The following is an 18519-nucleotide window of genomic DNA, read 5'->3' on the forward strand; positions in this document are numbered from 1 at the left end:
ATGCCGAGGACCGTTCCGCGGCCCGTGCCGCGGCCCGTGCCGCGGCTCAGACGTAGGCGGCCGGGCGGTGGGTCGGCTTGTTCGCGTCGCGGTCCACCCGTGCCTGCAGCAGTTGGCCGCGGATGACGATCGTGCCCAGGCGGACGACGACCTCGCCGACCGCCATCAGCAGCAGGGCGACGACCCAGGCCTGGCCGCTGGTGATGTTGTGCGCGGCGGAGAAGCTGGTCAGGTGCGCGGCGCCGGAGGGATGCGTGGACCACACCGCGAAGCCCAGGCGGAAGCCCATGCTGATGATCCACAGTGCGGCCGCACCGCCGGAGGCCTTGATCAGCACGTGCCCGCCGACCTGCCCGCCGACCTGCCGGACGCGGGTAAGCAGGCCGCCGGCGAGGCCGAAGACGACCCCGGTGGCCGCGAAGACCACGGCCAACAGCACGTCGTTGCCGGCGGTCGGGATGTTGGTCAGGTAGTTGCTGGCGGCCCAGGCGATCATGCCGAGCGGTAGCAGGATGGTGCGGGTGGTCAGCCGCTCCTCGCGCATCTGGCGAAGAACGATGAGCAGGAGCGCGATGTCGATGAGCCAGTCGGTCGTTGTCATGTTTAAGAGCATCCGCCGACGCGCCCCGAACTCCTTCAACCCACAGTTGCAACCCGGGTTGAACCCCGCACCACCACCGGTTGCGTCCTTGGCCAGGCAGCCGAGTGAGCCGGCCAGCAGCGCAGGCATGTGGGCACAGTGGGGCCGCGGTAAAGGCGTGGACCTCGCCCTGGCGGCCGGAACGGACCGCCGCAGGTCGCGCGGATCACGGCAGGGGCTCCGTCGTAGCAAATCCGGTGTCTACTGCGGCAGTTGCGAACGCGTCTCCGCGATCGAGCATCCGCCCGGATGTGGTTCTGCCATGGGGACTGCGAGGAGGGGACAGCGAGTGCCCGACACAGGTCAGACCTGGCGCCAGGCTGTTGCCTGGGTCATGCCCGCAGATCTTCCGTCACGGGCAGGCACTCGGCGAGCAGGTCGACGACGTCGCGCCAAGCTCGCTGCGCGTGCTGTGGGTGGTAGCCGACGCCGGGGACCGTGGGGTGGTCGACCGGCGGGTGGTGGAAGGCGTGCAGAGCGCCGCCGTAGACCGTAAGGCGCCAGTCGACGCCTGCGGCCTGCATCTCGGCGGTGAACGCGTTCCGTTGTGCGGGCGGCATGATCGGGTCTTCCGACCCGACGCCGGCCCACACCGGGCAGCGAATGCGCGCTGCCTCGCCCGGTCGGCCCGTGGTAGTCGCGTTGACTGTCCCGATCGCGCGCAGGTCGACGCCCCCGCGCCCGAGTTCCAGCCCGACAGCGCCTCCGGTGCCGTAGCCGATGGCGGCGACCCGGTCGGGGTCGGCCCGCGGTTCGGTGCGCAACACGTCGAGTGCCGCGTGGCCGATGCCCCGCATGCGGTCGGGATCAGCGAGCAGTGGCATGCAACGGGCCAGCATCTCCTCGGGGTCGCCCAAATAACGCCCGCCGTGAAGGTCGAAGGCCAACGCTACGTATCCCAGTTCGGCGAGAGCATCGGCTCGGTGGCGCTCGACGTCGCTGAGCCCCATGCCCTCCGGACCGAGCAGCACTGCGGGCCTGCGGTCGACACCGGCCGGGAGCGCGAGGTGCCCGATCATCATCAGACCGTCGGCCGGGTACTCGACCGTACGCGTCGTAATCGTCGTCATGAGACTGGACTCTAGTGATCGTCGAGCCCGGTCCGGCCGGTGTTCCGCCGCCGGCAGAACAGTGCGACCTGTACGAATACCAGCGCTCAGACTGGCCCCACCGAGCAGGCGTGATGCTCCCCTTCGGTCTCGGTGGTTGGCACCGTTTGGTCATCGCTGTTGGCACCTGCTCGGTTTGTTGGCCGACTTGCTACCAGCACTGAGCCGATTGCATGGGCTGCCCGGCTGAGTAGGTGCTGAGATTCGGTGGTGCCGGCGATCAGCCGCCGTGGAGCCCCCACTCGTCAAGGCCGCCGTACACGTGGGCTTCAAGGCATTCCGGAGCGTCCATGCCGGCGGCCTCACCTCGGTAGAGGGCGATGAGCGAGTCCTTGCCGCGCCACCACGTGTCTGTCACGCCCTGCACTTCAGGCACCGGCTCAAAGCCGACGAGGTCCAACGACTCGACGGCCTTCCCCTTGATCCTTGTCACGGTCTTGGCCCAACGACGAGCATGGGCGGCGAGCGCCAAGGACTCCACCCATCCGTCTGTGCTGGCATGCAATGCTGTCCAGCGGTTGGCATCGATCCCGAATGCACCGTCGGAGCCGATCATGAATCCGTAGGCCATGGACACCCGACAGCTTCCCGCCGAAAACGACCAGCCCTCAGCGGCCGAGCCTTCGGGACAATCGGCGCCCAGAATGTGCGGACCGCCCTCGTAGAACGGGGCAGGCGGCAGCGCGAGACCGCCCCAACGGTCCTGGAAGGCCGCGGCCCGGTCGACCTCCATAACCGGGACCCCGTGCTCGATCCACCTCTCTCGGTGCTGCCCGGGGCCCTGCCGAGGAACACGAACGCCGTCCACCTCGACGAATCTTCTGGCCCGGTCGGTCAGGCCGGCAGGCGCGACCGCAATGGGCGATACGGGAGTAGCGGCTGTCATGGTGCCGGAGCCTAGTGGCGGGGTTCAGTTGCGCTTGGGGGTCAGTCGTCGCGACCAGGTGTCATCTATTGCGCCCAGCCACAGCGACATGGGACACAGTTGCAAGCGGTGTGCTTGCAATAGTTAGCACGATGGGTGCAGAGTAGGGGCATGGCCTCACTGAACGTCGGCTCGCTCGGCGAGTACATCCGTGAGCAGAGGCGGCATGCGCAGTACTCGCTGCGGCAGCTGGCTGATGCGGCGGGGGTGTCCAACCCGTACCTCAGTCAGATCGAGCGCGGGTTGCGCAAGCCGAGTGCGGAGATCCTGCAGCAGATCGCCAAGGCGCTGCGGATCTCGGCGGAGACGCTGTACGTGCAGGCGGGGATCCTCGACGAGCGCGAGGAGGTCGGCCTGGAGTTCCGGGCCGCGATCTTCGCGGACTCACTGATCAACGAGCGGCAGAAGCAGGTGCTGCTCGCCGTCTACGACTCCTTCCTCAAGGAGAACGCGAACGCGCAGGCGGACGCGGACCCCGAGGCGGGGGCGGAGACCCGTGCCGGCAGGACCCAGGAAGATCCCGACTAGAAGATCCCGACTAGGGGAGGAACTCCCAATGCCCATCACCGATGATCTGCGCAAGACCCTTTCGGACCCCACCCCGCTGTACGCCCTCGCCGGCGCCGGCGACCTTGCGGTGGAGAAGCTCCGCGAGGTGCCCGAGAAGGCTGCGACGCTGGCCGGCACCGACCGCACGGTCGTGCAGGAGCGGGCGACCGCGCGGCTGAAGGAGGCCCAGGTCAGGCTGACCGAGGCGCAGGCCAAGGTCAGCGAGACCGTGTCCGGCCTGCCGAGCGACTTCAAGTCGCTGCAGGAGCGGGCCCAGGACTTCGCCCTGCAGTCGGTCGGCCGCGCCGCCGAGCTGGCCGTGAAGGCCCGCGAGGTGTACGACGAGCTGGCCGAGCGCGGCAAGGTCGTCGTCGACCGCCAGCGCAAGGACACCGCGGACGAGCTGGTCGGCATCGCCGGCAAGGCCGAGTCCAAGGCGGACGCCTTCGCGGCCGAGGTCGACCGGGTCGCCGACGAGGCCGCCACCAAGGCGACCGACGTCGCCGCCGCGGTCGAGCCGGAGGCCCCGGCCGCCGCGCCGAAGCCCGCCGCGAAGCGGACGACGCCGCGGAAGAACACCACGAAGCAGTAAGCAGTAGCTGCAGTCGGCAAGCGCGAGCAGGAGAGGGACGCACCGGGCACGCTCGGCGCGTCCCTTTCGTTCTCTCTCCGGGGAGCGGCCCCGTGGGACACTCCACATCCGGACAGGATTCTGCGGGTCGACGAGGGAGAAGTGATGGTCGAGCAGCTGGCAGTGAGCGGGGCCCTGGTGGACGGGTTCAGCAAGGGGCTGTACTGGCTGACGATCGCCCTGCTGCTGTTCAAGGCCGTCGCCTTCATCGACGCGGCCATTCGCCGTCCGGCGGCGTACCAGGCGGTGGACAAGCAGACCAAGACCTTCTGGCTGCTGGTCCTCGCCTTCGCGGTCGCGGTGGACTTCCTGCCGATCCCGTACATGGCGCAGATGCTCAGCCTGATCGGCCTGGTCGCGGCGATCGTCTACATGGTGGACGTCCGTCCGCGGGTGCGGGCGATCACGCCGCGCCGCTCCGGGAAGCTGGGCGGCAAGATGGGCGGGTTCGGGAAGATCGGACGCTCGAAGAAGGACAACGAGCGCAACCACATGGGCCCGTACGGCCCCTGGTGATCAGTCAAGAACGGTCAGGGCAGCGGCGGTCGCGCTCCCGCCGCGGGTGAGCAGCAGGACGGCGACGTCGTCGGCGAGCGCGCCGCCGTTGAGGTCCTCGACCTCGGACATCGCCGTGTCGATCAGCAGTTCGTCGCGCAGGCCGCTGTCCTGGTGGTCGCCGATCATGGCGATCAGCCCCTCCTGGCCGAGGCGGCGGGTGCCGGCCCCTATCCGGCCCTCGATCAGGCCGTCGGTGTAGAGCATCAGGCTCCACTCCTCGCCCAGCCGGACCTTGCGCGGCGGCCACTGCTCCTCGCCCGCGTCCGGTTCCAGCGGCAGCAGCCCCAGCGCCGGGCCGCCGAAGTCGTACGGCAGCATCTCGGGGCGGCTGCCCTCCTGGAGCAGCAGCGGGGCCGGGTGTCCGGCCAGGTGAAGTTCGGCGTACTCGCTGTCGGGTTCGATCGCGAGCATGCACAGGGTGGCGAAGATCTCCTCGCTGCGGCGTTCGTGCTCCAGCACCCGCTGCAGGGTGCCGAGCAGGGCCTCGCCGTGCAGCCCGGCGAAGACCAGGGTGCGCCAGGCGATCCGCAGGGCCACGCCGAGCGCGGCCTCGTCCGGGCCGTGGCCGCAGACGTCGCCGATCACCACGTGCACGGTGCCGTCGGCGGTGCGGACGGCGTCGTAGAAGTCGCCGCCGAGCAGGGCGCGGCGGCGTCCGGGCCGGTAGCGGGCGTGGAAGGCGAGGCCGGAGCCGTCCAGCAGCGGGGTGGGCAGCAGGTGGCGCTGCAGCCGGGCGTTCTCCTGGCCGCGCAGCTCGGCCTCGACCAGGCGGCGCTGGGACTCGTCGGCGCGCTTGCGCTCGACGGCGTAGCGCACGGCGCGGGTCAGCAGCCGGGCGTCGATCTCCTGCTTGACCAGGAAGTCCTGGGCGCCGGCCGCGACGGCGGCGGCGCCGAGGTGGACGTCCACCGTCCCGGTGACGGCGAGGACCGCGGTGCGGGGCCAGCGGCGGAGCAGCCGGCGCAAGCCCTCCAGGCCGCCGCCGTCCGGGAGTTCGAGGTCGAGCAGGATGCAGGCGGTGTCGGCGTCGATCATCGTGGCGGCCCGGTCGAGGGTCCGCGCCCAGCGCAGCCGGACCTCCGCGCCGACCTCGGCGAGCAGGTTGCGGAACACCTCCGCGTCCTCGGGGCTGTCGTCGATGAGCAGGACGGAGAGGGGGGCCGCCGGGGTGGCGGAGGACGGCCGCGGGCGCGGGTGCGGTATCGGGGCAGCGGCACTGGACGTGCTTGGCTGCGGTTCGTGCGCGCGTTCAGTCGCGGGCATCAGCGGTACCTCCCTCTCCCTGACGGTGCAACGGTTGGGCGACGGTTGCAGTGCCCATCAGACACCATGATCCTGGGGCATCCCCGTGACCCTAACGTGATCTGCACAGCCCCTCCGCACCCCGGGTCACCCCGATGGCCGCCTCCCCCACGACGGCCGTGGCCTGCGAGGCTGGCGGTGACGGCAGTGAAGCCACCGGGTTTCCGGGGCCGCGGCAGCCCCGGTGCGACCGGGGAGGAAAGGGGATCGTGATGGAGATCACGCTGGTGCAGGGGGACATCACCGAACAGCGGGTGGACGCGGTGGTGAACGCGGCCAACTCCTCGCTGCTGGGCGGCGGCGGAGTCGACGGCGCCATCCACCGCAAGGGCGGCCCGGAGATCCTGGCGGCCTGCCGGGCGCTGCGGGCCTCGCACTACGGCAAGGGGCTGAGGACGGGTCAGGCGGTGGCGACGACGGCCGGCCGGCTGCCGGCGACCTGGGTGATCCACACCGTCGGGCCGCGGTACACCCCCGTCGATCCCGAGCGGGCGGAGCGGGCCGAACTGCTCGCCTCCTGCTACCGCGAGTCGCTGCGGGTGGCGGACGAGCTGGGGGTACGGACGCTGGCGCTGCCCGCGGTGTCGACCGGGATCTACGGCTGGCCGCTGGAGGACGCCGCGCGGATCGCGCTGGAGACGGTGCGGGAAACAGTGCTGGAGACGGTGCGGGGAACGGTGAACGGTGTGCAGGAGGCGCGGTTCGTGCTGTTCGGGGCCGATGCCTATCAGGCGTTCGATTCCGTACGCCGAGAGTGGGGCGAGGGACGGGGGCTGGGCCATGGGTCCATGGTGGACTGAGGGAGGGCCGCAACGCCACGAAATTCGATAACTTGTTCGAACTATGTTTGTTCGTACCGCTTACCGACCACTTGCTGACGGATTACCTGGTGTTACCTGGCGCGACGGCCTCCCAACGCACCGTCAGCTCGCCGAGCCGCCACCGGTCCCGGCCGCCCACCAGCGGCCAGTCCGCGGCCACCGCACGGGCGGTGGCGATCCAGCGCTGCCGGGCGCCGAAGTCGGCGTAGGGTGCCGCCGCGGCCCAGGCCCGGTCCAGGTCGCGGAGGAAGGCGTGCACCGGTTCCCCCGGCACATTGCGGTGGATCAGCGCCTTGGGCAGCCGCTCCGCCAGGTCGGACGGCCGTTCGAGTCCGCCGAGTCGGGCGGCGAAGGTCACCGTGCGCGGGCCGCCCCGGTCCAGGGCCACCCAGACCTGCCGTCGGCCGATCTCGTCGCAGGTGCCCTCGACCAGCAGGCCGTCCGGGGCCAGCCGCCCCCTGAGCAGCGCCCAGGCGTCCGCGACCTGGTCCTCGTCGTACTGGCGCAGCACGTTCGCGGCCCGGATGAGCAGCGGCCGGCCCGAGTCGAGCGGGACCTCGAAGCCGCCGCGGCGGAAGGTGAGCGCGGGCGGACGGGCGTGCCGCTGGGCCGCCGCGACCCGCTCCGGCTCGATCTCGATGCCGACCACCCGTACGTCGGCGCGTACCGCCGCCAGCCGGCCGTGCAGTTCCACGGCGGTCCACGGGGCGGCCCCGTAGCCGAGGTCGACGGCCACCGGCGCCGGGTCGGCGCGGCGGAGGGCGGGGGCCAGCTCGGCGGCAATCCAGCGATCCATACGACGCAGACGATTGGGATTGGTGGTACCACGGGTCACCGCGCCCACCGGTCGACCCGGCCTGGCTCCTGCGCGCGCACCCATGGCAGGCAGCGTATTCCAGCTCGGGGAATCAGCCGTGCCTCGTTTCTGTTGCTGACTCTGTTGACGGGTCGCCGAGCGGCCGGAGCGGGACTGAGAGGACGAACGGTGACCCAGCGCCCTGGCCGTGTGGCGATGCTGAGCGTGCACACCTCCCCGCTGCACCAGCCGGGGACCGGTGACGCCGGCGGAATGAACGTCTACATCGTCGAGCTCTCCAAGCGCCTCGCCGCCCAGGGTGTGGAGGTGGAGATCTTCACCAGGGCCACCTCGTCCGGGCTGCCGCCGACGGTGGAGCTCGCGCCCGGCGTCCTGGTCCGGCATGTCACGGCGGGGCCGTTCGAGGGGCTGCTCAAGGAGGACCTGCCCGCGCAGCTGTGCGCCTTCACCCACGGCGTGCTGCGGGCCGAGGCCGGCTTCCGTCCCGGCTACTACGACCTGGTCCACTCGCACTACTGGCTGTCCGGGCAGGTCGGCTGGCTCGCCGCCGAGCGCTGGGGCGTGCCGCTGGTGCACACCATGCACACCATGGCCAAGGTCAAGAACGCCGCGCTGGCCTTCGGCGACACCCCCGAGCCGCCCGCCCGGGTGATCGGCGAGACCCAGGTCGTGGAGGCCGCGGACCGGCTGATAGCCAACACCGCGGACGAGGCCGAGGAGCTCGCCGTGCACTACGGCGCGCACCAGGACCAGCTCTCGGTGGTCCACCCCGGGGTCAACCTGGAGGTGTTCCGCCCGGCGACGGCGACCCCGGTCGGGGCGGTCGGGGACGCGCTGAGCCATAGCGGCGCCGGCGATCGCGAGAGCGCGCGCACGAGGATCCGGGCCGGGCTCGGACTTCCGGCGGACGCCACGGTCCTGCTCTTCGCCGGACGGATACAACCCCTCAAGGCCCCGGACGTGCTGCTCCGCGCCGTGGCCGTGATGCTGCTGCAGGACCCCTCGCTGCGCGACCGGCTGGTCGTCCCGATCGTCGGCGGTCCCAGCGGAAGCGGGATGGCACGACCGGAGAGCCTGCACAAGCTCGCCGCCCAGCTCGGCATCTCCGATGTGGTCCGGTTCCACCCGCCGGTCGGACAGGCCGAGCTCGCCGACTGGTACCGCGCCGCCACGGCGCTGGTGATGCCGTCCTACAGCGAGTCCTTCGGCCTGGTCGCCCTGGAGGCCCAGGCCTGCGGCACCCCCGTGGTGGCCGCCTCCGTCGGCGGGCTGCCGGTGGCCGTCCGCGACGGCAGGACCGGCTTCCTGGTCGACGGGCACGAGCCCGGCGACTGGGCCAGGACGCTGCGCCGCTTCATCGACGACCCCGCGCTCGGCGCCCGGATGGGCGCCGCGGCCGCCGCCCACGCCGCCTGCTTCGGCTGGTCGAACGCCGCCGCCGGGACGGTGGAGGTGTACACCGGCGCGATGGAGCGGATGGCGGACCGGACCGACCGGGCGATGGGTACCGCGCGGTAACGTCGGAGGCATGGACTCACCCCGCACCGTGACCCGTGCCCAGGCCCTCGACGTGCTCCGGTCGGCGCTGGACGACGCCGGCGTGGACTGGGAGCAGCCCGCCGGCGACCCTTTCACCTGTGTGGCGACCCTGCCGGGCACCCGGAAGCTGTCCACCACCTGCTCGCTGCGGGTCGGCGAGCACACCCTGAGCATCAACGCCTTCGTGGTCCGGCACCCCGACGAGAACCACGAGGCGTTCTACCGCTGGCTGCTGGAGCGCAACACCCGGCTGTACGGCCTCGCCTACGCGATCGACCGCCTCGGCGACGTCTACCTGGCCGGGCGGCTGCCGCTGGCGGCGGTGACGGCGGAGGAGGTGGACCGGCTGCTGGGCTCGGTCCTCAGCAACGCGGACGAGCCCTTCAACACCCTGCTGGAACTGGGCTTCGCCGAGGCGATCCGGCGCGAGTGGGAGTGGCGCACCAAGCGCGGCGAGTCCACCCGGAACCTGGACGCGTTCACCCGGCTGACCGGAGCCGCGGACGGCGAAGCCCCCGGCCGCTAGTTGTCAGAACGCCGCGCGGACCGCTCCCACCACCCGGCCGCCGCCGTACAGCGGCGCGGAGGCGATCCGGGAGAGGGTGTCGCTGTCCGCGGCCACGCCCATCCGCTCCAGGACGGCGGCGAGGACCGGGCCGACCGCGCGGTAGCCGCCGTCCTCCAGCTTGAAGGCGACGGCGCGGCCGTCGGCCAGGGCCACCGCCTGGACCGCCTCGGCGCCCATCTTGGCCATCGACCCGGGCACGCCGCGCATCAGCCAGGTGTCGATCCGGCGGGTGCCGGCCACGTACTCGGGGTGGGCCCGCATGGCGTCGGCGACCCGCCGCTCCGGGCTGCCGGGGTCGGCGAGGACGATGGCCCGGAAGGCGCGGGCCAGCCCGACCAGGCTGGTCGCCAGCAGCGGCGCGCCGCAGCCGTCGGTGCCGACCGCGGGGACGGTCTCGCCGGTGAGCCGCTGGAAGGTGCTGAGCAGCTGCTGCTGCAGCGGGTGCCCGGGGTTCAGGTAGCTCGTGGTGTCCCAGCCCCGCGCGACGCAGGCGGCCAGCATCGCGGCGTGCTTGCCGGAGCAGTCCATCAGGATCGGCTCGGGGTGTCCGCCGGAGCGGATCCAGGCCTCGGACTCGACCTGGTCCAGCGGCAGCGACGGCGGGGTCTGCAGGGCGTCCGTGGTCAGTCCGGCGCCGGCCAGGATCTTGCGCACACCGTCGAGGTGGAACGATTCGGCGGAGTGGCTGGCCGCGGTCAGCGCCAGCAGCTCGCCGTCCAGGTCCAGGCCGGTGCGGAGGATGGCCGCCGCCTGCATCGGCTTGTTGCTGGACCGGGGGAAGACCGGGACCCCGGGCTCGCCCAGGCTGAGCGCGGAGTCGACCGATCCGTCGGCGGCCAGCACCACCAGGGAGCCGCGGTGGCGGCCCTCCACGAATCCGGAGCGGACCACCTCGGCGAGGACCGCCGGGCCGGCTATCGGGGAGGTTCCCTGGGTGGTCATGGTGGTTCAGCCTCCGGAGAGCAGATCGTCGACGCGCGCTTCCCCCTCACGGTACCTGCGGGTGATCTCCGCGCTGCAACCGTCGACCGTCCGCTGCAGGCCCTGGCGGCGCAGCGAGAGCATCCGCTCGTGGGCGGTGAGCCTGATGCAGGCCGCCTGCAGCGCGGAATCCGACTGGGAGCGGAGGTCGGCGAGGGCCACGTCGTCCATCAGTTCGTCGGCGAGGGCCTGGTACTCCTCGCTGCGCGGGGTGTGCAGGGTGACGTGCCGGGCGGAGTTGCGGACCTCCGAGGGCAGGTCGGTGAGGATCTCGGCGAGCTGCTCCAGAAGGGTGTCGCTGACCAGCGTCCGCCCGCTGCGGCGGGTCAGCTCGGCGCGGAGGATGTCGACCCGGCCGTGCAGCACCCGGCGGAGGTAGGAGAGGTCGGCCTCGTCCTCGGTGGCCCGGCGGCGCAGCTCGCGCAGCGCGTCCAGGCCGAGCGCGCCGAGGGCGGTGGGGTCGGGGGCCGAGGGCTGCACCGGAACCGCCGGACGCTCGGCCGTGCACTGTTCGGTCATCCGGTGCTCCCTCTGGTCGTGCCTGTCGCCCACCACGCTTGCCGTCCCGGGGTTGTGTCCCACATTCGACGCCGACGCCTGTTCCGTTCCGCGACGGGCTCTCAGGCCGCATCGTGCCACCCGCTGCCTTCCCCGCGCAGGCGAGCTGCACCCAATCGGACCCAATCCGACCCCTGGCGAATTGGGGTAGCTCATACGACCGGCGCATATTCCCAGCGCACAGCCATTGGCCGGGTTCGCCAGGGGCGCGCGACGATCACCCTCACGCCCCCAAGCGCACGCCTGGGCGGAGGCCCGCGGGCACGCGCGGACGGAGCCGCCGCGGCGGTCGGCGAGAATGAGCCCATGCGTGCTGTGGCTCAGGTAGTGACCGAAGCGAAAGTGACCGTCGACGGCGAGGTGGTGGGCTCCATCCTCGGCCCCGGGCTCTGCGTCCTGGTCGGGGTGACCCATGACGACACCCCGGAGCAGGCGGCGCTGCTGGCCCGCAAGCTGTGGTCGCTGCGGGTGCTGGAAGGTGAGAAGTCCTGCTCGGACCTGGCCGCACCGCTGCTGGTGATCAGTCAGTTCACCCTCTACGGCGACGCCCGCAAGGGCCGCCGCCCCACCTGGAACGCCGCCGCGCCGGGCCCGGTCGCCGAGCCGCTGGTGGACGAGGTGGTGGCCCAACTGCGGGCGCTCGGCGCGACCGTGGAGACCGGCCGCTTCGGCGCGGACATGAAGGTCTCGCTGGTGAACGACGGCCCGTTCACGGTGCTGCTGGAGTTCTGAGCGGCCGTTCTGAGCGGCCGTTCTGAGCGACCGTCAGGCCTACTGCGGGACGACGACCTCCTGGGTCGCCGGGACGGTGCCGGCCAGCAGGGCCGCCTCGGTCGAGGTGTTCCGCTTGACCAGCGCCAGCGCGATCGGGCCCAGCTCGTGGTGCCGCACCGACGAGGTGACGAAGCCCACCGGGCGTCCGTCCGGGCCGTCACCGGCGATGCGGACCTCGGCGCCGTGCGGGGGCAGCACCTCCATGCTGCCGTCCAGGTGCAGGAAGACCAGCCGGCGCGGGGGCCGGCCCAGGTTGTTCACCCGGGCGACCGTCTCCTGACCCCGGTAGCAGCCCTTCTGCAGGTGGACCGCGGTCTCCAGCCAGCCCAGCTCGTGCGGGATGGTGCGGTGGTCGGTCTCGAAGCCCAGCCGGGGCCGGTGGCCCTCGATCCGCAGCGCCTCGTAGGCCCAGAGCCCGGCCGGAGCGCCGTATCCGGCGGTGACGGCGCCCAGCTCGGCCCGCGGCAGGAACAGGTCGCGCCCGTACGGCAGCTCGCGGACCGCGACGGCGGCCTCGGCAGAAACCGTTGAGCCGGCCGGGAGGTGGACCACGGCGTAGTCGGCGGTGGCGTCGGTGACCTCGACCTGGTTGAAGAACTTCATCTTCTCCAGGTACGCCACCAGCTCCCCGGTGGTCCCCGGCTCGACGTGGATCCAGGTCGTCGCCCCGTCGTCCACCAGGTAGAGCGCGTGCTCGATGTGGCCGTGCGGGGAGAGGATCAGCGCCTCGGTGGCCTGCTGCGGCGGCAGCTCGCTGACGTGCTGGGTCAGCAGCAGGTGCAGCCAGCTCAGCCGGTCGGGGCCGCTGACGGTGACCACGCCCCGGTGCGACAGGTCGACGAAGCCCCGGCCCGCGGCCAGCTCCCGCTGCTCCCGGAACAGCTCGCCGTAGTGGGCGGCGACCGGGGCGTCGATCCCGTCCCCGGCCACCGCGCCGCGGAGGGAGAGCAGAGGGCTTGCGGTCGCGGTCAGGGTCACGTGGCGTCCTTGTCCGAGCAGTCGGCGCACCGGCCGAAGATGGCGAAGTGCTTCACATCAGTCTCGAAACCATGGGTGGCCCGCAGGGATTCCACGAACGGGGCGGCGATCCCCACATCGGTCTCGGTGACCTTGTCGCAGTCGCGGCAGACCAGGTGCATGTGCTGGTGCCGGTCGGCCAGGTGGTAGGTGGGCGCGCCGTGGCCGAGGTGGGCGTGCGAGACCAGCTTGAGCTCCTCCAGCAGGTCCAGCGTGCGGTAGACCGTGGAGATGTTCACCCCGGTCGCGGTGCGGCGGACCTCGGTGAGGATGTCGTCCGGGGTGGCGTGCCCCAGCACGTCCACCGCCTGGAGCACCAGCTGGCGCTGCGGCGTCAGCCGGTAGCCGCGCGCCCTCAGATCGGTCTGCCACTCGGTACCGCTCAACGCGCCGCCCCTCTGCATGCGAAAATCCCGCACCCCCCAGTGTAAGAGGGCGCGGGACCGGTGCCCGTGCCTCAGCGGAAGAAGGCGATGCCGTCGTCCGGAAGGTCGTTGATGTCCTGGATCAGCTGGGCCGGGCTGAGCACCTTCTTCAGCTGCCCGGACATGTACGGGCGCAGCGGGACCTCGGGGGCCGACTTCTCGCCCACCCACATCAGCTCGCCGTTGACCAGCCCGTACAGCCGCTTGCCGCCGCTGTACGGGGGCGCGCCCTCGATCCGGGCGACCGCGTCGGTGGCCAGCTCGATCTGCGGCTTGCCGTCGGCCAGCTCGCCGTACCAGATCTCGACGGTGCCGTCGTCGCGGACCGAGGAGACCTCGATCTCGCGGGCGCCGGTGTTGCCGTGCGGGTTGCCGGTGACCCGCCAGAAGCCGGACTCGCTCTCCAGCGGACGCAGCTTCTCGCCCTCGGCGTCCAGCACCCAGCTGCGCGAGCGGAACTCCACGAAGGCGCGGCCGTCGTGCCGGAAGACGATCTCCTGGCCGAAGTTGCACTTCTCCGAGCCCGGGAAGTCATGCACCCCCGCGCCCTCCCAGGTGCCGAGCAGGAAGGCCAGCGAGATGACGTCCTTGTGCAGGCCGGACGGGATCTCGATCATCTCAGCGCTGTCCCTGGTAGAGCTTCTTCACCGAGTAGTAGGCGAACCAGCTGACGGCGAGGGCCATGACGATCAGCAGACCGATGAAGAAGTACTCAAGGCTGGACACGCGCGGGCTCCTCGGGGAGGGGAAAGGACCGGAACCGAGTCTAGTCTGCGACCGGTGACCGCTCACGGTGAGGCCCGCCACTGCGCCGGGCTGTCAGCTGCCTAGGCTGACGGTATGTCGAAGAAGCTGGTCATCAAGGTCACAGCGGGGGCCGACGCGCCGGAGCGCTGCTCACAGGCGTTCACCGTGGCGGCGATCGCGGTCGCGAGCGGGGTCGAGGTGTCGCTCTGGCTCACCGGGGAGTCCGCCTGGTTCGCGCTGCCGGGCCGCGCCGCGGAGTTCGAGCTCCCGCACGCCGCCCCGCTGCCGGAGCTGCTGGACGCGCTGCTCGCCGGGGGCACGGTCACCCTGTGCACCCAGTGCGCGGCGCGGCGCGGGATCACCCAGGCGGACGTGCTGGACGGGGTGCGGATCGCCGGGGCGCAGGTGTTCGTCAGCGAGATCATGGCCGACGGGGTGCAGGCGCTCGTCTACTGACGCCCGCAGGGAAGGAATAACGAAGCCCCGCGCCGGCCTGGGCGGCCGGGCGGGGCTTCGTACGGTCCTGCGGGCGCCGTCGGCTCAGACGGCGATGGCGACCTCGGCCACCGAGCCCTGCTGGGCGGCGACGACACGGTCCACCGTCGCGCCGGGCACGAGGGCGCGGAGCGTCCAGGTGCCGGGGGCGGCGAAGAAGCGGAACTGGCCGGTCGCCGAGGTGGGCACCTCGGCGGTGAACTCGCCGCCCTCGTCCAGCAGACGGACGTAGCCGTTGACCGGCTCGCCGTCGCGGGTCACCGAGCCCTGGATGATGGTCTCGCTCGCCACGTCAACTCCTGCCAGATCGGGGCCGCCGGCCTTCGCACCACACATGTGCGGTCTCCTTCGGGTCGGGCTGCCCTGGGTTCGGTACAGCCGGGATGTTCTCTTGGGACGGAAAGGTCAGTTGGAGCCGAGCTCGATCGGCACGCCGACCAGGCTGCCGTACTCGGTCCAGGAGCCGTCGTAGTTCTTGACGTTGGTCTGGCCGAGCAGCTGGTGCAGCACGAACCAGGTGAGCGCGGAGCGCTCGCCGATGCGGCAGTAGGCGATGGTGTCCTGGGACAGGTCCACGCCCTCCTCCTGGTAGAGGGCCGTCAGCTCCTCGTCCGACTTGAAGGTGCCGTCGTCGTTGGCGTTCTTGGACCACGGGATGTTGCGGGCGCTCGGCACGTGGCCGGGACGCTGCGACTGCTCCTGCGGAAGGTGCGCCGGGGCGAGCAGCCGGCCGGAGAACTCGTCGGGCGAGCGGACGTCGACCAGGTTCTTGGCACCGATCGCGGCGACCACGTCGTCACGGAAGGCGCGGATGGACGAGTCCTGGGCCTTGGCCTTGTACTCGGTCGCGGCCCGGTTCGGGACGTCGGCGCCGTCGACCAGGTCGCGGGAGTCGAGCTCCCACTTCTTGCGGCCGCCGTCGAGCAGGCGGACGTCCTGGTGGCCGTACAGCTTGAAGTACCAGAAGGCGTAGGAGGCGAACCAGTTGTTGTTGCCGCCGTAGAGGACGACGGTGTCGTCGTTGGCGATGCCCTTGGCGGACAGCAGCGCCTCGAAGCCGGCCTGGTCCACGAAGTCGCGGCGCACCGGGTCCTGGAGGTCCTTCTTCCAGTCGATCCGGGAGGCGTTGCGGATGTGGTTCTTGTCGTAGGCGGCGGTGTCCTCGTCGACCTCGACGACGACGACCTTCGGGTCGTCCAGGTGGTCCTGGACCCAGTCGGCGCTTACCAGGACGTCACTGCGGCTCATGCGGGATTCTCCATCCGGGGCAGTTGCGGAAGGCGTGCCGCGCAGAATTGTGTCCGGAGGGGAGTCCGGATCGTGGGACGCGCGGCAGTGGTCTGCGAGATGTGTATGCGAGGGGGGCGGGCTACGACGAGCCCAGCGGCCTGCGGGCGGGAAAACGCCCTGTCAGCGCATTCGACAGAGGCAGGCAGATACACGGCACAGGTCTACCGCCCGCCGCTTGGTGAGATCCGCCTGTCGCTTCATGGTGACGATGCTAGGGAACGAAAACGGCGCTGTCATTGATGTCTTGAATAGTGAGACAAAATGGTCCACATATTGACATGGAGGTCATCCGGGCCCTCCGGGAGTGGCGCCGGAGCGGGAGCAGGGGGCCCGCCGGAGTGACCGAAAGCCGATCTGCGAGACGGACGTGGACAGTGCGTCTCGCAGATCGGGACGGGGGTGGCCGCCGGTCAGTTGCTGAGGGAGACGTTCGTCCCCGAGACGGTGACGGCGATGCCGTCCGGGCCCGCCTGCACGGTGTTCAGCTTCAGGCCCGAGGGCAGCCCCGCGATCTGCAGCTTGGGCTGCAGGAAGGACGAGACCAGGTCGCCGATCCCGGGCGCCAGGCCGTTGATCCCGCTGAGGTTGCTCAGGCTGATGTCGGTGCCGTTCACCACGCTCACATCGGCGGTGCCGGACACGTTCTGCGCCCCGAGCACCGGCACGTCGATCCTGCCGGACACCTTCACCTTGCCCGGGGCGCCGCCGTAGGCCACGGTCACCTGGTTGGGCAGCGCCTTGGACAGGTCCGGGTACGAGATCAGCGCACTGCCGGTGCCGCTGTCCGCGATGATCCCGCTGTAGTTGCCGGTGACCCTGACTCCCTTGCCGTCGATGGCGAAGTTCTGCAGCCGGACGTCCGGGCCGCCCTTGCCGTCGTTCACCGTCAGCTCCGGCGAGGTCACCTTCACCTCGTCGAACTTCGAACTCGCCAGCTGGGTCAGGAAGGGGAACCCGCCGATGCTGACGCTGGGCTTCTGCGGCAGGTTGCGGGCCGACTGGATCTTCGTGGCCGCCTCGCTCTCCGCGAAGTGCAGGGCGACCCGGTCGGCTGCCACGAACAGTCCGAACAGGACCAGCAGGACGATGAGCAGACGACGTGCGGCGCGCATGGGGTTCCCCTCCGACGGGTGACGGTTCCTCGCGGTAGCTGGGACTCCGGCGGAGGCCCGGCGGTTCTCCTGCCCGCCGGGCCGGTGTTCAGCGGGCGAGCAGGTGACCCACCAGGAAGGCCGCCGGCGCGGCGCAGGCCAGCGGCAGCACCACCCCCGCGGTGAGGTGCACGAAGCGGGACGGGAAGTCGTACGCCGCGACCCGGCGTCCGACCAGCGCGCAGCAGCCCGCGGCCAGCCCCAGCAGCAGACCGCCGCCGAGGCCGATACCGGTGAACGCGCCGAGCAGCCCCCCCGCGATCAGCCCGGCCACCGCGCCCGCCGCGAAGTCCAGCTTCGCCTGGAGCATCGGCAGGGCGGACACGGCCGTCGCCACCCCCGCCGAGAGCGCGCCGGCCACCACGACGGCACCGGAGGACCAGCCGCCGTGGCCGATCGACCCCGCCGCGAGGAAGCAGCCCGCCAGGACGGTCATCACCGTCGCCGAGGCGCTGACGGTCAGGGCGTAGAAGCGCTCGTCCGGGTTGCTCGGTCGGAAGATCTGCAGGATCAGCACCAGCAGGAAGAACCCGCCGAGGGTCCCCGCCAGCACAGCCGGCGCGGTGCCGCCGGAGGCGGCCAGGGCGGCGGCATCGGCGGTGAACCCGCCCAGCGCGGCCAGCGCGATGCCCTGCCGGGCCGGCCACATCCCGTTCAGCCGGAACCACCCGGCCGCGGTGACCGCCTGCAGCAGCAGCACCGGGACGACCAGGCCGAAGCGCCCCAGCATCGCGGCGAGCGCGAGCAGCACGGCCAGGGCGAGGGTCGCCGCGGCGGGCTGGATGCCGGGATCGATGATCGGCGAGCCGCTGCGCGCCGCGGGCGCCGTGGCCGCAGGGGCGGGGGCGAACGCGGGGGTCTCGTAGCCGGCCGCGCTGGGGCCGGTGGGCTGGGCGGCGGCGAAGGCCTCGCGGAGCGAGCCGCCGGGAGGCTGCAGGTCCAGCGGGGACGGCGGCGGGGGCGCGAAGGACCCGGCCGGGCCGGTGGGCTGCGCGGCGGCGAAGGTCTCCCGCAGCGAGGAGGGGACGCCGTAGGCGAGCGGGGCGTCGGACCAGCCGGTGGCCCCCGGCGCCAACGGCTCGGGCTGCGGATACGGCTGCGCCTGTGCTTGCGGGTGCGGGTGCGGGTGCCCCTGGTACGGCGGAGGCTCGGCGTAGCCCGGGGGGACTGGAGGCAGCAACGCGGTCGGCTCCGCATCCACCCACCCGGCCGGAGCCTGCGGGAACGCCTGCGGCTGAGCGGTTTGCGGCTGCTGGAACTGCTGCGGCGGCGCAGCCTGCGGCTGCCAGGTGGTGGGTGGGGCCTGGGGCGGAGCCTGGGACGCGGGTTGCTGGGTCCAGTGGTCGGGCCAGGAGGGATCGGCGAAGCCGCCCTGCTGCTCGAACACCTGGGGCGGAAGCGGGACCTCGGTGGTGGCGTACTTCTCGTGGATCTGGCTGAAATGGGAGCTCGGCGGCGGCTGCGCCTCGTCCCACCCCGGCGAGGGGGCCTGCGGGGGGACCGGGGGAAGCAGCGCGGTGGGCTCGGCGTCGACCCAGGCCGGGGCCGGGGCCTGCTGCGGTGCGTTGTACGGGTCTTCCGCAGGAAAGATCGGGGAACCCGAGTAGTTGTCGGACATGTTC

Annotated in this window: 23 protein-coding genes; 8 read left to right on the forward strand and 15 right to left on the reverse strand. The window is 71.7% G+C overall.

The genetic code is table 11. From position 1 onward, the window contains the following. Positions 1-46: 46 nt before the first annotated feature. The 3 genes from ACEZDG_RS09300 to ACEZDG_RS09310 form a co-directional block, all read right to left on the reverse strand. Positions 47-601, reverse strand: a complete 555-nt coding sequence (locus ACEZDG_RS09300) for a hypothetical protein (RefSeq protein ID WP_380505246.1) — start codon at positions 599-601, stop codon at positions 47-49. A 371-nt stretch (positions 602-972) separates the two neighbouring features. Continuing rightward, complete coding sequence (locus ACEZDG_RS09305; protein ID WP_380505248.1) at positions 973-1710, reverse strand: dienelactone hydrolase family protein; 738 nt, start codon at positions 1708-1710, stop codon at positions 973-975. 259 nt (positions 1711-1969) lie between these two features. After that, the gene (locus ACEZDG_RS09310) at positions 1970-2635 is read right to left on the reverse strand and encodes a hypothetical protein (RefSeq protein ID WP_380505251.1); all 666 of its coding nucleotides are present in this window, start codon (positions 2633-2635) and stop codon (positions 1970-1972) included. A 150-nt stretch (positions 2636-2785) separates the two neighbouring features. Here ACEZDG_RS09310 and ACEZDG_RS09315 point away from each other — a divergent pair, with 150 nt between their 5' ends. The 3 genes from ACEZDG_RS09315 to ACEZDG_RS09325 all read left to right on the forward strand — a co-directional run bounded on the left by ACEZDG_RS09315 (position 2786) and on the right by ACEZDG_RS09325 (position 4370). Then, positions 2786-3202: a helix-turn-helix domain-containing protein gene (locus ACEZDG_RS09315; protein ID WP_380505253.1), complete on the forward strand. Its 417-nt coding sequence runs from the start codon at positions 2786-2788 to the stop codon at positions 3200-3202. 28 nt (positions 3203-3230) lie between these two features. Then, on the forward strand, positions 3231-3815 hold the full coding sequence (locus ACEZDG_RS09320) for a hypothetical protein (protein WP_380505256.1): 585 nt from the start codon (positions 3231-3233) through the stop codon (positions 3813-3815). Positions 3816-3959: 144 nt separating this feature from the next. Next, on the forward strand, positions 3960-4370 hold the full coding sequence (locus ACEZDG_RS09325) for a DUF2516 family protein (protein ID WP_380505259.1): 411 nt from the start codon (positions 3960-3962) through the stop codon (positions 4368-4370). On the opposite strand, the gene ACEZDG_RS09330 is transcribed toward ACEZDG_RS09325, so the two are convergent. After that, positions 4371-5675, reverse strand: a complete 1305-nt coding sequence (locus ACEZDG_RS09330; protein ID WP_380505262.1) for a PP2C family protein-serine/threonine phosphatase — start codon at positions 5673-5675, stop codon at positions 4371-4373. It abuts the gene before it with no gap. A gap of 248 nt (positions 5676-5923) precedes the next feature. On the opposite strand from ACEZDG_RS09330, the gene ACEZDG_RS09335 reads away from it, so the two are divergent. Then, positions 5924-6514 (forward strand): O-acetyl-ADP-ribose deacetylase, encoded by a 591-nt coding sequence (locus tag ACEZDG_RS09335; RefSeq protein WP_380505265.1) that lies wholly within the window; start codon positions 5924-5926, stop codon positions 6512-6514. Between the two features lie 82 nt (positions 6515-6596). On the opposite strand, the gene ACEZDG_RS09340 is transcribed toward ACEZDG_RS09335, so the two are convergent. After that, complete coding sequence (locus ACEZDG_RS09340) at positions 6597-7415, reverse strand: class I SAM-dependent methyltransferase (RefSeq protein ID WP_380505268.1); 819 nt, start codon at positions 7413-7415, stop codon at positions 6597-6599. Between the two features lie 132 nt (positions 7416-7547). Between ACEZDG_RS09340 and mshA the strand changes: the two genes are divergently transcribed. Next, positions 7548-8870: a D-inositol-3-phosphate glycosyltransferase gene (gene mshA, locus ACEZDG_RS09345; RefSeq protein ID WP_380505476.1), complete on the forward strand. Its 1323-nt coding sequence runs from the start codon at positions 7548-7550 to the stop codon at positions 8868-8870. Positions 8871-8880: 10 nt separating this feature from the next. Further along, on the forward strand, positions 8881-9417 hold the full coding sequence (locus tag ACEZDG_RS09350; protein WP_380505271.1) for a type III secretion system chaperone family protein: 537 nt from the start codon (positions 8881-8883) through the stop codon (positions 9415-9417). Positions 9418-9420: 3 nt separating this feature from the next. Here the strand turns inward: ACEZDG_RS09350 and ACEZDG_RS09355 are convergent, their stop codons facing one another. Further along, a complete protein-coding gene (locus ACEZDG_RS09355; protein WP_380505274.1) occupies positions 9421-10401 on the reverse strand; it encodes an asparaginase in 981 nt (326 codons plus the stop codon). Between the two features lie 6 nt (positions 10402-10407). After that, positions 10408-10959, reverse strand: coding sequence for an RsiG family protein (locus tag ACEZDG_RS09360; RefSeq protein ID WP_380505277.1), 552 nt, complete (start codon positions 10957-10959; stop codon positions 10408-10410). Between the two features lie 345 nt (positions 10960-11304). Between ACEZDG_RS09360 and dtd the strand changes: the two genes are divergently transcribed. Next, positions 11305-11730: a D-aminoacyl-tRNA deacylase gene (gene dtd, locus ACEZDG_RS09365; RefSeq protein ID WP_380505280.1), complete on the forward strand. Its 426-nt coding sequence runs from the start codon at positions 11305-11307 to the stop codon at positions 11728-11730. A gap of 39 nt (positions 11731-11769) precedes the next feature. Here the strand turns inward: dtd and ygfZ are convergent, their stop codons facing one another. The 3 genes from ygfZ to ACEZDG_RS09380 all read right to left on the reverse strand — a co-directional run bounded on the left by ygfZ (position 11770) and on the right by ACEZDG_RS09380 (position 13831). Further along, positions 11770-12744: a CAF17-like 4Fe-4S cluster assembly/insertion protein YgfZ gene (ygfZ, locus tag ACEZDG_RS09370; protein ID WP_380505479.1), complete on the reverse strand. Its 975-nt coding sequence runs from the start codon at positions 12742-12744 to the stop codon at positions 11770-11772. A 2-nt stretch (positions 12745-12746) separates the two neighbouring features. After that, positions 12747-13175 (reverse strand): Fur family transcriptional regulator, encoded by a 429-nt coding sequence (locus tag ACEZDG_RS09375; RefSeq protein ID WP_380505283.1) that lies wholly within the window; start codon positions 13173-13175, stop codon positions 12747-12749. A gap of 71 nt (positions 13176-13246) precedes the next feature. After that, on the reverse strand, positions 13247-13831 hold the full coding sequence (locus tag ACEZDG_RS09380; protein WP_380505286.1) for an FABP family protein: 585 nt from the start codon (positions 13829-13831) through the stop codon (positions 13247-13249). Between the two features lie 223 nt (positions 13832-14054). On the opposite strand from ACEZDG_RS09380, the gene ACEZDG_RS09385 reads away from it, so the two are divergent. Then, positions 14055-14417, forward strand: coding sequence for a DsrE family protein (locus tag ACEZDG_RS09385; protein ID WP_380505289.1), 363 nt, complete (start codon positions 14055-14057; stop codon positions 14415-14417). 84 nt (positions 14418-14501) lie between these two features. On the opposite strand, the gene ACEZDG_RS09390 is transcribed toward ACEZDG_RS09385, so the two are convergent. The 5 genes from ACEZDG_RS09390 to ACEZDG_RS09410 all read right to left on the reverse strand — a co-directional run bounded on the left by ACEZDG_RS09390 (position 14502) and on the right by ACEZDG_RS09410 (position 18515). Next, positions 14502-14792, reverse strand: a complete 291-nt coding sequence (locus tag ACEZDG_RS09390; RefSeq protein ID WP_380505292.1) for a DUF1416 domain-containing protein — start codon at positions 14790-14792, stop codon at positions 14502-14504. Positions 14793-14861: 69 nt separating this feature from the next. Then, on the reverse strand, positions 14862-15704 hold the full coding sequence (locus ACEZDG_RS09395) for a sulfurtransferase (protein ID WP_380505295.1): 843 nt from the start codon (positions 15702-15704) through the stop codon (positions 14862-14864). Between the two features lie 162 nt (positions 15705-15866). Beyond that, a complete protein-coding gene (locus ACEZDG_RS09400; protein WP_380505482.1) occupies positions 15867-15983 on the reverse strand; it encodes a putative leader peptide in 117 nt (38 codons plus the stop codon). Between the two features lie 173 nt (positions 15984-16156). Beyond that, a complete protein-coding gene (locus tag ACEZDG_RS09405) occupies positions 16157-16858 on the reverse strand; it encodes an LmeA family phospholipid-binding protein (RefSeq protein ID WP_380505298.1) in 702 nt (233 codons plus the stop codon). Positions 16859-16946: 88 nt separating this feature from the next. After that, positions 16947-18515, reverse strand: a complete 1569-nt coding sequence (locus tag ACEZDG_RS09410) for a hypothetical protein (protein WP_380505301.1) — start codon at positions 18513-18515, stop codon at positions 16947-16949. Positions 18516-18519: the final 4 nt, after the last annotated feature.

Source organism: Streptacidiphilus alkalitolerans, assembly GCF_042511045.1.
GTDB classification, from domain to species: Bacteria; Actinomycetota; Actinomycetes; order Streptomycetales; family Streptomycetaceae; genus Streptacidiphilus; species Streptacidiphilus alkalitolerans.

Bases quoted from the DNA above. Each gene is read 5' to 3' on its own strand.
- ACEZDG_RS09300 (WP_380505246.1), bottom strand. From the start codon at position 601: ATGACAACGACCGACTGGCTCATCGACATCGCGCTCCTGCTCATCGTT.
- ACEZDG_RS09305 (WP_380505248.1), bottom strand. From the start codon at position 1,710: ATGACGACGATTACGACGCGTACGGTCGAGTACCCGGCCGACGGTCTG.
- ACEZDG_RS09310 (WP_380505251.1), bottom strand. From the start codon at position 2,635: ATGACAGCCGCTACTCCCGTATCGCCCATTGCGGTCGCGCCTGCCGGC.
- ACEZDG_RS09315 (WP_380505253.1), top strand. From the start codon at position 2,786: ATGGCCTCACTGAACGTCGGCTCGCTCGGCGAGTACATCCGTGAGCAG.
- ACEZDG_RS09320 (WP_380505256.1), top strand. From the start codon at position 3,231: ATGCCCATCACCGATGATCTGCGCAAGACCCTTTCGGACCCCACCCCG.
- ACEZDG_RS09325 (WP_380505259.1), top strand. From the start codon at position 3,960: ATGGTCGAGCAGCTGGCAGTGAGCGGGGCCCTGGTGGACGGGTTCAGC.
- ACEZDG_RS09330 (WP_380505262.1), bottom strand. From the start codon at position 5,675: ATGCCCGCGACTGAACGCGCGCACGAACCGCAGCCAAGCACGTCCAGT.
- ACEZDG_RS09340 (WP_380505268.1), bottom strand. From the start codon at position 7,415: ATGGGTGCGCGCGCAGGAGCCAGGCCGGGTCGACCGGTGGGCGCGGTG.
- mshA (WP_380505476.1), top strand. From the start codon at position 7,548: ATGCTGAGCGTGCACACCTCCCCGCTGCACCAGCCGGGGACCGGTGAC.
- ACEZDG_RS09350 (WP_380505271.1), top strand. From the start codon at position 8,881: ATGGACTCACCCCGCACCGTGACCCGTGCCCAGGCCCTCGACGTGCTC.
- ACEZDG_RS09355 (WP_380505274.1), bottom strand. From the start codon at position 10,401: ATGACCACCCAGGGAACCTCCCCGATAGCCGGCCCGGCGGTCCTCGCC.
- ACEZDG_RS09360 (WP_380505277.1), bottom strand. From the start codon at position 10,959: ATGACCGAACAGTGCACGGCCGAGCGTCCGGCGGTTCCGGTGCAGCCC.
- dtd (WP_380505280.1), top strand. From the start codon at position 11,305: ATGCGTGCTGTGGCTCAGGTAGTGACCGAAGCGAAAGTGACCGTCGAC.
- ACEZDG_RS09380 (WP_380505286.1), bottom strand. From the start codon at position 13,831: ATGATCGAGATCCCGTCCGGCCTGCACAAGGACGTCATCTCGCTGGCC.
- ACEZDG_RS09385 (WP_380505289.1), top strand. From the start codon at position 14,055: ATGTCGAAGAAGCTGGTCATCAAGGTCACAGCGGGGGCCGACGCGCCG.
- ACEZDG_RS09390 (WP_380505292.1), bottom strand. From the start codon at position 14,792: ATGTGTGGTGCGAAGGCCGGCGGCCCCGATCTGGCAGGAGTTGACGTG.
- ACEZDG_RS09395 (WP_380505295.1), bottom strand. From the start codon at position 15,704: ATGAGCCGCAGTGACGTCCTGGTAAGCGCCGACTGGGTCCAGGACCAC.
- ACEZDG_RS09400 (WP_380505482.1), bottom strand. From the start codon at position 15,983: ATGACAGCGCCGTTTTCGTTCCCTAGCATCGTCACCATGAAGCGACAG.
- ACEZDG_RS09405 (WP_380505298.1), bottom strand. From the start codon at position 16,858: ATGCGCGCCGCACGTCGTCTGCTCATCGTCCTGCTGGTCCTGTTCGGA.
- ACEZDG_RS09410 (WP_380505301.1), bottom strand. From the start codon at position 18,515: ATGTCCGACAACTACTCGGGTTCCCCGATCTTTCCTGCGGAAGACCCG.